This window comes from Arthrobacter sp. NicSoilB8 (genome assembly GCF_019977355.1).
GTDB lineage: Bacteria > Actinomycetota > Actinomycetes > Actinomycetales > Micrococcaceae > Arthrobacter.
Genome location: NZ_AP024655.1, coordinates 1,375,833 through 1,390,196 on the forward strand (window position 1 = coordinate 1,375,833; position 14,364 = coordinate 1,390,196).

Below are 14,364 nucleotides of genomic sequence, written 5' to 3' on the forward strand. Positions count from 1 at the left end.
CATGAGCGAAATTACGGCACACGGCGAGAAGAAGCTGGTGCTGGCCGCGGGGCGCGCGCACCCTGAGCTGGCGAAGGAGATCGCGAAGGAGCTGGGCACCGAGCTGCTGCCCCTGGACGCCTACGACTTCGCCAACGGCGAGATCTACGTCCGGGCCGGCGAGAGCGTCCGCGGTACCGATGCCTTCGTCATCCAGGCCCACCCGGCCCCGCTGAACAACTGGCTCATGGAACAGCTGATCATGATCGATTCGCTTAAGCGGGCTTCCGCCAAGCGCATCACGGTCGTGTCCCCGTTCTACCCCTACGCCCGGCAGGACAAGAAGGGCCGCGGCCGCGAGCCGATCTCGGCACGCCTCGTCGCCGACCTGTACAAGACCGCCGGCGCCGACCGCATCATGAGCGTGGACCTGCACACCTCCCAGATCCAGGGCTTCTTCGACGGCCCCGTGGACCACCTCATGGCCATTCCGCTCCTGGCCGACTACATCCGCACCCGCGTCGGCTCGGACAAGGTCACGGTGGTCTCCCCGGACACCGGCCGCGTCCGCGTCGCCGAGCAGTGGGCCGAGCGCCTTGGCGGCGCGCCGCTGGCCTTCGTGCACAAGAGCCGCGACCTCACCGTGCCCAACCAGGCCGTCTCCAAGACCGTCGTGGGCCAGATCGAGGGCCGCACCTGTGTCCTGATCGACGACATGATCGACACCGGCGGAACCATCTCCGGCGCCGTCCAGGTGCTCAAGAACGCCGGGGCCAAGGATGTCATCATCGCCGCGACCCACGCCGTGTTCTCCGATCCGGCGGCCCGCCGGCTGTCCGAGTCCGGCGCCCGCGAGGTCGTGGTCACCAACACGCTGCCGATCACCTCGGACAAACACTTCCCGCAGCTGACCGTGCTGTCCATCGCGCCGCTGATCGCGCGCGCCATCCGCGAAGTGTTCGACGACGGCTCGGTCACCAGTCTCTTCGACGGCAACGCATAGAAAACGCATCAATAAGGCCCGTGCGGGCACGTTTTCACGAATGCGTGCCCGCGCTGGTAGCCTTGTACCGAAACCTTGGCGAGGGAGAGCGCCGGCAGACCGTCTACGTACACCGTATGCACGGGAAACCGGACTGCTGGTCTCCGTTATCGACTGGGTCTGAATCTCCTTCTGAAGGTCAGCTGCACGGCAGCCCGGCGTTGAAGGTCGTAAACAGACCTCCGCCCTTGCTGAATACCGTTTAGTCCCGCCGCTTGAAATCCCACCAGGAGATATCCATGTCTGAGCAGAAGCTCGCAGCAGAAGTACGCACCGAATTCGGCAAGGGCTTCGCCCGCCGCGCCCGCATGGCCAACCTGATCCCGGCCGTCATTTACGGCCACGGCGCCGAGCCGATCCACATCACCCTGCCGGCGAAGGCCACCACCCTGGCCGTCCGCACCGCCAACGCCCTGCTGACCCTGGACATCGACGGCGAGCAGCACCTGGCCCTCGTCAAGGACATCCAGCGCAACCCGATCAAGCAGATCATCGAGCACCTCGACCTGCTGACCGTCCGCACCGGCGAGAAGGTCACCGTTGACGTTCCCGTTCACCTGACCGGCGAACTGGCTCCGGGCAACGTGTACAACCAGGAAATGACCACCGTCTCCCTCGAGGCCGAGGCAACCCACCTGCCGACCGCCATCGAGGTCAGCATCGAGGGCCGCACCGCCGGCGAGCACGTCCACGCTTCCGACCTGGTCCTTCCGAAGGGCTCCGTCCTGCTGGCCGACGCCGAGGCTCTGGTCGTCCACATCTCCGAGGCCACGGAGGTCTCTGAGGAAGAGGCTTCGGCCGACACCACCGAAGGTTCCTCGGTCGCCGCCGAGTAATTCCGGCGCATTTTCCGGCGGCCGGGTCCCTCAGGGGCCCGGCCGCCGTCGTCTCCGGTGCCCCGCTGCCCCGGAACCGGCCCGCAGCTTGCCCGCCTGAGACGCCCGCTTGCAACGCCCCGTCTGAACCTGGCCCACCGAAGGACTGATCCATGACCGACACCTGGCTGATCGTAGGCCTTGGCAACCCCGGACCCGAGTACAGCCACAACCGGCACAACGTCGGCCAGATGGTCCTGGACGAACTCGCTTCGCGTGTCGGCGGCCGCTTCAAGTCGCACAAATCCCGTGCCCAGGTCCTGGAAGGGCGCCTGGGCATCGGCGGTCCCCGGATCGTGCTGGCCAAGCCGCAGTCCTACATGAACGTCTCCGGCGGCCCGGTCTCGGCCCTGGCGCAGTTCTACGGGATCGACCCCGCCCACGTCGTTGCCGTCCACGACGAGATCGACATCCCCTTCGACACCGTGAAGCTCAAGATCGGCGGCGGCGAAGGCGGCCACAACGGTCTGCGTGACATCTCCAAGGCCCTCGCCACCAAGGACTACCTGCGCGTGCGCGTAGGCGTGGGGCGCCCGCCCGGCCGGATGGACACCGCGGACTTCGTCCTGCGCGACTTTTCCGCCCCGGAGAAGAAGGAACTGCCCTTCCTCATCGACTCAGCGGCCGACGCCGTCGAAGTCCTGGTCAAGGACGGGCTCCTCACCGCACAGCAAAAGTTCCACCCCGCCAAGGCCCCCTAACCGCGCACCGGCAGGGTCCCCGCCAGGCTCACCGGCCGGCTCCCCGACAGGCCCCGGAAGATCCGGTTTCGTCCACATGACGGGTTTCCTTTCCAAGCTTTCGGCATTCCAGTTATGATCTGTCTACTCTCATGTCGGGGGATAGGGATACGCTACTTCTAAGTGGGCAGTTGGGGTTGCTGTCTACAAAGCGGTACGAAGGAAACTACATGTCGAGGGATTCGCTGGGCTGGGGGAATGTTTCCACTACATTGGCACCCGCCGAAGAAGAACAAGCAGCAGGTCCGGTCGCGAGGCACGGCTGGTCCGGTCTGGCGCGGAACGCTGATGCCGAGCGTGTCCGGACGGAACTGCTTGCGCAGGACCGGATGGGCGTCGTCATCACCGGTGACCGCGGCGTCGGCAAGACGCTCGTCGGCAGGACCGCCCTCTCGGGATTCGGCCCCGAGGTCTACACCATCCAGCTCCGGAGCACAGGACCGGGTTCGGCAACACCGTACGGTTGCCTCGCGTTCACCCTGGCCCGGCTCCCGCAGAGTTCCCTTGGCTCGCCGACCGCCATCCTGCACGGCATCACCTCGCTGATCCGCGACGACGCCGCCGGCCGCCAGTGCGTGATCCTGCTCGACAACGCCGGGGCCCTCGACGAACTCAGCACCGGCGTCCTGCTGAACCTGCTGCAGACCAGGACCGCCCGGCTGATTGCCACGGCCCAGCGCACCACCGATCTTCCGCCGGACTTCTACTGGCTCATCACCTCGGGCCAGCTCGCCGAAGTCCGGCTCGCCAACCTCACCGAACTCGAAACGCTGGAGGTCCTGCAGTCAGCCTTGGGCCACCGGGTCTCGACTGCCCTGGCAAGCCAGCTGCACCAACTGGTCGGCGGGAGCCCGACGCTCCTGCAGGCGGTCGTTTCTGAACAGATCGAACGCGGAAACCTCGTCCTGTCCGGATCGGTGTGGACCCTGCTCGATGAAGTCGTGCTGGACGGCCGCACCGCGCTGGAAGACATCGTCAGGGCCCGGTACGCCAGAGAGACGCCCGAGGCGCGGGAGGTCATCGACGTCCTTTCCTGCGCCCGGACACTGCCTTTGTCCCGGCTGGCCAGGATGTACAGCCCCGGCGTCATCGCCGACATGGAAGAAGCCGGCCAGATCGTCGTCGACCGCACGGACCGGCACCTGGTCACGCTGGGCGACCGCTACCTCGGCGACATTGTCCGCAACTGGATGAGCGTGGAGCGCCGCCTGGAGCTCCGGGACAAGGTTCCCGGGCATCAGGAACATGAGCTTGATGAACTGACCGTCGAGGACCTGCTCGCCTACGCGGCGTGGACCCACGACTGCCACGCCCAGCTGGCGCCCGCCCACGCGCTGGCCGCGGCCAGCGCCGCCGTCAGGCTCTTTGACCCGAAGTTTGCGCTCAAATGCGCCGGCAGCCTGTCTCCCTCGGACGCCGAATGGGCCGAGGGGCAACTCCAGAAGTCGGCCGCCTACCTCCAACTCGGCCTGCCCCTGCAAGCCATGTCAGCGCTCGACGACGTCTCCGACCAGCAGGTCAACGAGCTCGCGGCCGAGGGATTTGCCGAATTCATCGCGGCGAAGGCCGACTGCATGGCCTGGCTCGAAGACCGCTCCGGCAAGGTCCCGGAACTCCTCCGGCAGGCCAGGATCCGGCTCCAGGACCTGAGCCTGGACGATCCGCCAGCCGATCCTGCCGCGCTCTCCCGGGCCGGGCTGTGCCTGGATCTGTGCGAGTTCAATTACTTCTCCTTCATCGGGGATTTCGAGCCCATGATGGAGCGGCTCACCGCGGCAGCGACCACTGACGTGCCGGGCTCCGATCCCGTGCACCGGCTCCGGTCGGCCATCATCCTGATGGAAGCCTTGTCCATGACGGGACGGGAACTCGATGCCCGCAAGCTCATGAGGGAAATCGGCGGGCAGCTGGGCGAATGGTCCAACGTGCCGCGCATCCGCGAAAACTTCGCCTGGCGTTCCTACAACGTCCTGTTGCTGTCCGGTCTGTGGCGCCAAGCCATCGACATGCTTAAGGACGCCAGCGGCCGGGCGGGGCACGGGCTGCATTCCGGCAGCGCCGCAACCGATCTCGCCGTGGGACTGGCCTACGTTTATGCCGGCCGCGGCTATATGGCCCTGGACCCGCTACTGGCCGCGATCGCCCAGCTTGAGGTCCGGGCGAGCCTGCAGTCCCTGCGCCAGGCCTACGCCGCCACCGCTTTCGCCTACGCGCAGACCGGCAACTCGGTCCAGGCCGCGATCTACCTGGACCGGGCCCGCTCCGCGGACGGCCCGGCCCGCTTCGCTGTCAGCAGTTCCACGGAATTCTGCATGGACATGGCCTCGCGGTGGCTCGGTGACCCCGAGGCCAAGGACCGGCTCATCCGGGCCGGGGAGGCGCATTTCCGCAAGGGCCGCTACACCCTTGCCGGCATCTGCGTGTTCGGGGCCACCGTGAACGGAACCGTCAAGGATTTCCTTTTCCTGGAGGAGCTGGCCGGGCTGAGGCAGGGCCCCCTCGCCGAAATGTCCCGCACGGTGGCCATCGGCAGCCGGAAGAAGGATGCCGCGATCATGCTGGAGGCCGCCGAGCAGGCCGCCGGCCTGGAACTGGACGCCGTGCAGGCCAGGTGCGCGGCGCTCGCGTTCGACTTCGCCAAGGGCGCCGGGCTGACTGCCAGCGCCAACGCCGCGTACAGCATGCTCGAGAGCCTTTCGGAGTCTGTTCCGGCCCTGCCCATCATGCCCCGCAACAAGGGCCCGCTGCTCACGGAACGGGAGCGGCAGATCGCCACCCTTGCCGGAAACGGGGTCTCCAACAAGGATATCGCCCTGGAGGTGGGCATTTCGGTCAGGACGGTGGAGGGCCACCTGTACCAGGTGTTCACGAAGCTCGGTGTTTCTTCGCGAAGTGATCTGCTTGGACTCATCTAGGGGCCCGGGGGGAGTCCCCGGCAGCGAGGCGACCCGCGCCTTGACCGGGAGGTCGGATGACCTGATGTCGGCGGTCGAGGCCCTCCAGGGCGGCAGCCACGTGGCCGTGTTCATTCTCGCCGACAGCGGCATGGGCAAATCCAGGCTCATCGAAGCCGTTGTGGCGGAACTGGGATCCGAGGTGACTCCGGTGCGGATCCACGGCAGTGCCTCGCTGTCCAAGGTGCCATACGGTGTGCTTGGCCCTTTCATCGTCGGACTGCCGGTTCAGGAGGCGACGTCGCAGCTGGCCGTGCTCAGGACCCTGTGGTCGCACCTGGAAGAGCAGAAGCGCGCCACGCAGAAGCCCCTGCTGCTCATCGTCGACGACGCCCACGACCTCGACGAGGCGACGGCGGGAATCCTGGCGGAACTGGCCGCGGCCGGCTGGGCGAAGCTGCTCGTGGGAGCGGCCGCCCGCCCCGGATTGCCGGAACCGCTCCTGCAGCTCTGGTTTGAAGGCATCGCCGAACGGCACGACCTCCGGCCGCTGACCCTCGCGCAGACCACGGAGATGCTGGAGGGCGAGCTCGGCTCGCAGGTGCTGCCCAATGTCGCCGAAATCCTGTGGGAAGCCTCCGGCGGCAACCCGATGCTTCTCAACGGGCTCCTGGACGATGCCCGAAAGGACGGGACACTGCTCCGGCGCAACGGCGTGTGGCTGTTCACCCGGCACCTGAACAGCCACGGCGACAGGCTGACCGACGTCGTGCGGCGCCAGCTGCTGCTGCGTTCGCCGGAAGAACGGCAGGCGCTAAACCTCGTGGCGCTGGCCGAACCCGTGTCCAGGGAACTGATCGAGTCTGTGGTCGGCGAAGGGGCCGTGGGGTCCCTGATCGACAGCGAACTGATCCGGGTGACGGACCCGGCCACCGGTGAGCTGCGGCTGTGGCACACCGTCTACGGCGACACCTTGCGGAACCTGATCTCGCCGGCAAGGAGCCTCCAGCTTCGGCAGAGCCTGCTGCGCCGCATGGACAGCGAGCCGACGTCGGCCGAAGGGCTGCTGCGCCACGTGAGCTGGTCGATCGAATGCGGTGCGGAGGTCGAGGACCGGCAGCTCCTGCGGGCCGCGGTCCTGGCCAGCAGACTCTACGAGGACGACCTTGCTCGCAAGGCTGCCGGCCTGGTGAAAGATCCGGAACTGCAGATGGCGGCCCGTGCCGTGATAGCACGGACGCGCTACAACGCCTCCGACTACGTTGCGGCGCGGGAAATCCTCGACGCGGATTTCGGCCAGGGCACCACCCTCCCCAGCCTGCTGGCCGGAACCCTGCTGTGGGCCGCGGTGCTGTCCGCCCTGGGCCACACGCCGGCAGACATCATGGAGCGGGCCCGGGTGCTGCAGCCCGCCGGGGAACGGCTGGCCCAGGCCCGGCCGGAGGACGCCGCAGCCATTCGCGCCGCCATAGCGGAGCGAATGGAAACCATGGAAGCCATGGTCATGGCCCTGGCAGGCGAGTACCTGCCCGCCCCTGCCGCAGCGGGGGTGGCCGCCGGGACCCGTCCGGCGAACAACCTTGAAGCGACGTTCCGGCTCTGCGTCGACGCGGAGCGGCTCCTGGCCGCCGGCAAGGGACTGAGCGCGTTTGCCGTGATGTCCCAGGCAATCGAAGCCGCCGGAGCCGACCATGACGAGCTGTACTTCCTCGCCGACTTCCTGGTGGTCCGTGCGGCCGCGCCCGCGATCCAGGCCGGGGACTGGCAGGCCGCGGAAACCCTCCTGACCGGCGTTGTCGCCGGATCCGAACCCAGCCTGATTTCCTTCGGCGGGGGCGTCCACGCGGCCCACGGCATCATCCTGCTGTACCAGGGCAAGGCCGCCCAGGCGTTGAACACCCTCAGTGCCGCGCTCGAAGCGCTGCGCCTGACCGACCCCCAGCAGCTCTTCGCCTTCACGGCGGCCATGGCCTTTGCGGCCGCCGCCGAAGTCGGCGCCCAAACAAAGGCAGAGCTTTTCCTCGCCGACTTCGAGAACGCCCCTGCGGCGTTGCCGCGGTACATGCGCGCCCTGGCCGCGATGGCCGTGGTTTATGGAAAGGCCAGGCTCGGGAACTACCCCGGCGCCATCGAGGAACTGAAGCGGCTCGGACGCCCGGACGACCCGGGAACGGACACCTCCGGCCTCGAACTCGACTCGCTGGCATTCTGCCTGGCCCTGGGGGACACGGACTCGGCGCCGAGGCTGCTGGAACTCCGGGACCGGCTCGAAGGGCCAAGGCCCGCCGCGATCTGCGCCTACGCCGCAGCACTCGGCACGGACAATGCCGCCGACCACCTGGAGGCCGCGAAAACCTGTGAGGCAGCGGAGCTGTGGACCTTTGCCGCCCTGGCCTATGACGGCGCGGCGCACGCCTACCGGGCCGCGGGGGACACGCTGAGGGAGCGCATGGCGAACTCCCAGCGTAAGAGGTGCCTGGACCGGGCCGACGACCTCCCCGGCGAGGGCACTGCCAAGAGCGATGACTCGCTGGGTATCCTGACCCGCCGCGAACGCGACATCGTGGCGCTCGCGGTGCGCGGCCTCACGGACCGGCAGATTGCTGCCGAACTCCAGGTGTCCGTGCGCACGGTGGAGGGCCACCTCTACCGCAGCTACGCCAAGCTGAACGTCAAGGGCCGTGAACAGTTGCCCGGTATCGGCGGACGCTAGCCGCCGGGCATTCGGTCGTGCCGGTTGCCGGTTGCCGGTTGCCGGTTGCTGGGGCATGCCGGGGCGGCCAGCCGGGCGGCCGGGCAGCCCATTTTCCGGGCGTCCGGGATACTACGGCCGGGGTCACGTGGCACCCGATTCGGACTACTTGGTTTTGACCCTGCGGCAGGGCGGGGCCAACTGAGTACAGCTACGTAGAGCGGGCCGAATACTCGTTGCGTATTCGAGTACTACTTACGCATACCGAAAATTCGCGTAGTCCATACGGTGGATGTATCACCGCTCACACTTTGATTGCGAAGGTCTCTCATATGTTCCAGCAAGACGCCGGCTTGCCTGCGGGCAGCGGCCAGACAGAAGCCATCCTTCCGGCGCCAAGAAATGGATACGGCCGCAACAAAGACAGACCCTTCACCCGGCAACAGGTCGTGGCCGAGGTAGTTGAAACCCTGACCTCGGGTTCCGGCTGCGGCATCGTCCTCGTGGGTGACCACGGGGCCGGCAAGTCCTTCATCGCCCAGCGCGCCCTCGAACAGCTCGGCGACGAGTACCTGGTGGTCCAGGTCAGGGGCAGCTCCATCTCCTCCAAACTTCCCTATGGAGCCCTGAGCGTCCTGCTGAACGACCTCGACGCATCCCACCTCGAACACCCCCTGATGGTGCTGCGCGGACTGACCCAGCTGCTCCGCAACAAATCCGAGGGCCGGCAAATCGTCCTCTTCGTGGACAACGCCCACGACCTCGACGAGCTCTCGAGCATGATGGTGGCCCAGCTGAGTGCGGGGGCGCACGTCACTCTGCTGGCGGCATGCGTGGACATGCCCCACGTGGGCGGCGACATCATGGGCCTGTGGAAGGATGACCTGCTCCGGCGGGTGGACCTTGGACCGTTCGACTTCGCCGAGACAGCAGCAACGCTGCACAACGAATACGGCGGCCGGTTCTCCCTGACCGCGGCCCGGGCGCTCTGGAGCGCAAGCGGGGGCAACGCCCTGTTCCTCCATTCCCTGACCCGGGAACAGATCAAGCTGGGCACAGTGGTCCGCCAGGACGGCGTGTGGTTCCTGGGCAACGGCCCCATCGCCTTGACCGGCGAGATCCGGGACGTCGTGAAGGCACGCCTCAACCGGCTGGGTACCGGCCAGCGTGACGTCTTTGAACTGCTGGCACTTGCCGGCGCGGTCCCGCTGCAGACCCTTATGCTCATCGCCAACCCCCAGGACATGGACGCGCTCCAGGAACGGGCCCTGATCCGGGTCACCCATAATCATCCGCCGATGGTCAGCGTCGCCAACCCGGTGACGGCCGGAATCGTCGCCAGCGTTGTCCCGCCGGGGCGCAGCGCCGAACTCCGGCGCCGGCTCACGGCCGTGCTCCAGGATTCCGACGCCCTGGACGCCGGGGGCGCGACCGGCGTCGCCTGGGCGTTGGACTGTGGAGAGCAGGTCAGCCCGGAAGTGGCCCTGGCCGCGGCCCGCACCGCGAACAGCGCCTCCGACCCCGCCGCCGCACTCCGGTTCATCCAGGAGATCGAAGGCAGCGAACCCGCGGTCCCGATGGCCATCGAATCAGTCAGTGCCCATATCTCGGTGAACAACGAGGAGTCCGCGCGCCGGGTCCTGGAGGCGCTCGATGAGGCGGCCTGCCGGGAGCGTCCGCTGGCCGAATGGGCCGCCTTGCAGCTCCTGCGCGCGGAACTGGAAAAGCGCAGCGCCGCCCCGGGCGCCGATCCCAAGGCAAGGTTGCGGGAACTCGCGGACCGGCTCGCAGCAGAACCTGCGGGGAACAGCTCCGCGCTGGCAGCGGCCCGGGACCAACTGCGCCTGGCCGAGGCCGGGCTCGCCGGTTTCCAGGGACGCTACACCGATGTCCTCGCCGCGACCGACGGCCTGGACGCGACAGACCTGGGCAGCGAATCACGGATTCTGACCGCCAGCGTGCGCTGTGAGGCCCTGGCGGTCAGCGGCAACGTGGTGCAGGCGCTGGCACTGGGCAGGCAGGTCCTGGCGGCGACGGCCAACGTCCGGCTCACGGACCGGGCGGTCCGGGAGATCAGGGGCAGGTTCCTGCTCCTGCTGCTGCTCTCGGCCAAATTCAGGGAGGCATCCGTCTACCTTGAGGAGACCTACGCCGGCGGGGAGCCCCAGACCCGGCTCGGGGGGATGTTCGAGATCGGGCAGGGCGTCCTTGACGTGCACGCCGGACACCTCGACGACGCCGTGTCCCGGCTTCAGGCGGGCAGGTGGCAGCTCCGGGCCCAGGACCCCGACACCCTGGCCGGCCTCGCCACGGCAGTTTGTGCCTATGCCGCCGCACTCCAAGGCGAAGAGGAAACCGCGGGCCTCCTGCTGGACGACCTGGCCCAGCCCGGGCCCCCTGCGGCCTGGCTGGTGGAACGGCTCACGCGCTATTTCGAACTCTCGGCCCAGGCCGAGCTTGGCCAGCGGGCCGCGTCAATCCGCGCCCTCATGACCGAGGCCGACAACGACACGGACGCCGTGGCCCTGGCCCCGGCGCTCCTGTTCCTGTCCGCCGCCGCCCGGTTGGGCGACCGCCAGACGGGCCAGAAGCTCGGCAGCCTGAGCAGCCGGGTGAGCGGGCAGTTCTCGGCCCTGTGCTCGCGGCTGGCCGAGGGCATGCGGGAGGCCGACAGCGAACGGTTGCTGGCGGCGTCCAAGGACGCTGAAGCGTCCGGCAATGCCGTCTTCGCCCGGGATACGGCCCGGAAGGCCGTCAGTTGCGCGAACGACGCCGGCAACCGGATCGCGCTGCGGATCGCCCAAAGGGCGCAGCAGTCACTCGATGACAAGTTCGGCAGTCCCAAGAACGGTCTGCACTCGCTGACAACCTCGACCCTGACGGCGAGGGAATGCGAAGTGGCCGTCCGCGCCGCCGCCGGCACATCAAACCGCAAGATCGCGGAACAGATGCACGTGTCGGTCCGCACGGTGGAGGGACACCTCTATCAGGTGTATTCGAAGCTGCACGTCGCGAGCCGATCGGAACTCAAAGATGTCATCTCAACTCCGGCAGACAGCGCCCGGCTCGGCTGACCCCGGCACACTCCGGGCGGCTTCCGGGGACGGTGTTCGGGACGGGCAAAAGGCGGCAGGAAGAACCGGCAATGGAAAGCCTGGCTGAGACCGCCCCGCTGATCGAGCGGTCAGCGCTGATCAGGGATCTGGTGCGTTGCCTCCGCGACGACACCAGGTCAGGTGCGCTCGTCATCGGCGGGGCAGGCACGGGCAAGACCGCCGTCGTCAAGGCCGCCATCCGCGAACTCGGGTCCCGCAGCCGTCTGATACGGCTGACGGCCACGCCGGCCCTGTCCGCCGTACCTTTTGGCGCACTGGCGCCGTACCTGTCGCGGCTTCCCGACCGCGAACTCGATTCCTATGCCGCGGTCGTGGAGGCGATGGCGGGCAGCCTGAAGTCCGAGCCCGACCGCCCGCTGTTCGTCGTCGACGACGCGCATTGCCTCGACCACGGGACCGTCCGGCAGCTCGCGCTGGCCGCGGCCACCGGCGCGGCCGGTATCCTGGCGACCTGCCGGCCCGGGCCGATGATCCCGGACGAATTCCTGTCGCTGTGGGACGACGGGATCATCGGCAAATTTGATCTTGCCCCGCTTAGCCGGACCGGCACTCACCAGCTGTGCGAACAGGTTCTGCGGGCCGACGTTTCACCGTGGGTCAGCGCGCTGTTTCACGACGCGGCCGACGGGAACCCGCTGATGCTGATGTCCCTGATCCACCATGCCCGTGCCAGCGGCGCGTTGGGCTTCCGGCACGGCGTGTGGTTCCTCCTGGCCAACCCCGACATGGCCCGGGTGCCGGCCGCCGACGTCGTTGACCGGCAGCTGCGTTCCATGACGCCGGAGGAAAAGACGGCAGCTACGATCGTTGCCCTGGCAGGACCGCTCTCGCTGGCCCAAATCCTGCGGATCAGCGGTCCCAAAGCCGTCGACGCGCTGGACACGGCAGGAATCATCGCCGTCTCCGCCGGGCACGACCGGCTCGTCCGGCCCGCGAGCCCGATCGTTGGCGAGATCATCCGCCACCGGGTCCCGGCCGGCCGCAGTTCGGCCCTGCGCTCGAGCGTGCTGGCGTTCCCCTCAGCGCGTGCCGCGGTGCCCGGGGCGGCCCTGAACCGGCTGCGCTGGTCCCTGGACTGTGGCGTGGAGATCCCTCCCGTCCAGCTGCTGCAGGCCGCCGTCGCCGCGAACACGGCCCTGGATCCTGCGACGGCGGCCCGTGCTGCCGGCGCCATCCGGGACGTCCGGTTCCTCTCCGAGGCCCGGATCCAGCTGGCCTATTCCCACTTCATCGCCGGACGCCCGCAGGCCGCCCTGGCGTGCCTGGAGTCGGCGCAGCCGGTGCGCGCCGGGCGGCCGTCCTATCTGGCAGCAATGCTCGCCACCCGGCTCGGCTCCCCGGCACCGGCCCCGCCGCTGCGCGCCCCGGAGGAACCGCTGCGGGACGGGACTGCGGCTGCGGAGCTGACCGGTCCTCTGAGCCGGGCGTGGGATGGCAGGGACATGAAAGTCGGGTCCGGGCTGCGTGACCTCATCGATAGGGCCGATATCCCTCCTGAAATCCGCGTCCCGGCCGTGTCAGTCGTCGCCGAACTGTTGACCGCCCAGGGCCGGCTGCGGACCGGGCTGCGGCTGGATGGCGAAGCATGGGACGGAGCCCGAAGCGCGAGCCTGGAGCTTCCCCTGGTGTACGAGGACCTCGTGGTGCGCCACTGCCTGAACCTGATCCGGGCCGGAGACTGGGAAGGGCTCGGAAACGTCCTGGACGACTACGCGGCCCGGGAGCCCGGGCGGCTGCTGTACAGCGGCGGCATGCTCCACCTCATGCGCGGATACTCGCGGCTGCGCCAGGGCCGGATGCGCGAGAGCCTGGCCGAACTGCGGCTGGCCGTGGAAGAGCTCACCATAGCCGACCCCCTGCACCTGCTGCCGTTTGCCCACGCCGTGGCAGCGTACGCGGCTGCCGCCGTCGGACGCCAGCACGAGGCCGGCCAGCATTCGCTGGCCTACCGGCTGTCGGTGTACCGGGAACCGAAAACCCTTCGCCTGCTGGCGGAGGCCTACTGCCGGGCGGCGGACCCCGGGGACGGACCCGACGGGAGCGGTGCAAAGGCGTTGGCCCGGCTGGCGGACGAAGCGCTGCACGAGGGCCTGCGGGGCGTGGAGACGGATATCAGGCGGCTCGCGTTCCGCAGCGGCGACACCTCCGGGGCGGAGGACCTTGCCCTCAGCAGCAGCGCCGTAGACGGGCCGGAGGCGCGCCTGCTGGAGTCCTACGCGAGGGCGGTTTCGGCGTCCGACGCTGTCGACCTCATCGGCATCAGCGACGACGCGCTCGGCGGCGGGCACCTGCTCCTGGCCCTCGAGGCCGCGCAGCAGGCCGAACGGATCCTGGCCGACGACCCGGACCGGTGGAGGCTTACCGCGGTCCAGCGCCGGGTCCATCACCGCCTCGTGGAGGCCGGCATGTCCGCGCAGCTGGAGATCGTCCACAGCGACCACGGCGCCGCGCTGACCGCCCGGGAAACCGAGGTCCTGGACCTGGTATCCGGCGGGGCAACGAACGCCGAGATCGCCGCCGCCCTCTGTGTATCCCATCGGACCGTGGAAGGACACCTGTCCCGGATTTTCACCAAGCTCGGCGTCGGCCGGCGCGCCGACCTCCTGGACTCTGAATTTCCGGCCAGGACACCCAGGATCCTGAACCCCGAACCTTAGACCCCAAACCCCGCACCTTGACTCCTCAATCGTGAACCCTGCACCCCGACCGGCTCCGCTCCTGCGGCGGTGAGCCCCGCTCTCCTCCGCCTTCCGGTCCCGCGGCTGCCGTGGCGGCCGAAGTTGGGTACATCCCGGGTGGCCCGGCGGACCGGCGGGAGTATCCCCAAGTAGTGCCATGGCAAGCAGGCCGACAGAAGTCGGGTAAACGCTACTCGTGTGCAGATCCGGTCCGGACGATTGACTTAAGTCAGTCCCACGAACAACTCACAAAGGTCTCAAAATGAGGAACTTCAGGGCGGTAATCGGCCGCGGGCATGACCTGCAGGAAAGTATGGTCCCAAAGACCCTCTTGCTTGCTGAAGCAGC

7 protein-coding genes are annotated in these 14,364 nt (G+C 68.3%); all 7 read left to right on the plus strand.

Annotated elements, in window-relative coordinates; all coding sequences use genetic code 11:
* The first annotated feature begins 1 nt into the window (after nucleotide 1).
* The 7 genes from LDO15_RS06170 to LDO15_RS06200 all read left to right on the plus strand — a co-directional run bounded on the left by LDO15_RS06170 (nucleotide 2) and on the right by LDO15_RS06200 (nucleotide 13,995).
* Nucleotides 2-982, plus strand: coding sequence for a ribose-phosphate diphosphokinase (locus LDO15_RS06170; RefSeq protein WP_223985062.1), 981 nt, complete (start codon nucleotides 2-4; stop codon nucleotides 980-982).
* Between the two features lie 278 nt (nucleotides 983-1,260).
* A complete protein-coding gene (locus LDO15_RS06175; RefSeq protein WP_223985063.1) occupies nucleotides 1,261-1,857 on the plus strand; it encodes a 50S ribosomal protein L25/general stress protein Ctc in 597 nt (198 codons plus the stop codon).
* A 152-nt stretch (nucleotides 1,858-2,009) separates the two neighbouring features.
* The gene (pth, locus tag LDO15_RS06180; RefSeq protein WP_223985064.1) at nucleotides 2,010-2,597 is read left to right on the plus strand and encodes an aminoacyl-tRNA hydrolase; all 588 of its coding nucleotides are present in this window, start codon (nucleotides 2,010-2,012) and stop codon (nucleotides 2,595-2,597) included.
* A 209-nt stretch (nucleotides 2,598-2,806) separates the two neighbouring features.
* The gene (locus LDO15_RS06185; protein WP_223985065.1) at nucleotides 2,807-5,551 is read left to right on the plus strand and encodes a helix-turn-helix transcriptional regulator; all 2,745 of its coding nucleotides are present in this window, start codon (nucleotides 2,807-2,809) and stop codon (nucleotides 5,549-5,551) included.
* A gap of 64 nt (nucleotides 5,552-5,615) precedes the next feature.
* Entirely contained in the window at nucleotides 5,616-8,243 is a 2,628-nt protein-coding gene (locus LDO15_RS06190) for a LuxR family transcriptional regulator (protein WP_223985067.1), read from the plus strand.
* A 311-nt stretch (nucleotides 8,244-8,554) separates the two neighbouring features.
* Nucleotides 8,555-11,296, plus strand: coding sequence for a LuxR family transcriptional regulator (locus LDO15_RS06195; RefSeq protein WP_223985069.1), 2,742 nt, complete (start codon nucleotides 8,555-8,557; stop codon nucleotides 11,294-11,296).
* Nucleotides 11,297-11,367: 71 nt separating this feature from the next.
* Nucleotides 11,368-13,995 (plus strand): LuxR C-terminal-related transcriptional regulator, encoded by a 2,628-nt coding sequence (locus tag LDO15_RS06200; RefSeq protein ID WP_223985072.1) that lies wholly within the window; start codon nucleotides 11,368-11,370, stop codon nucleotides 13,993-13,995.
* The last annotated feature ends 369 nt before the right edge of the window (nucleotides 13,996-14,364 follow it).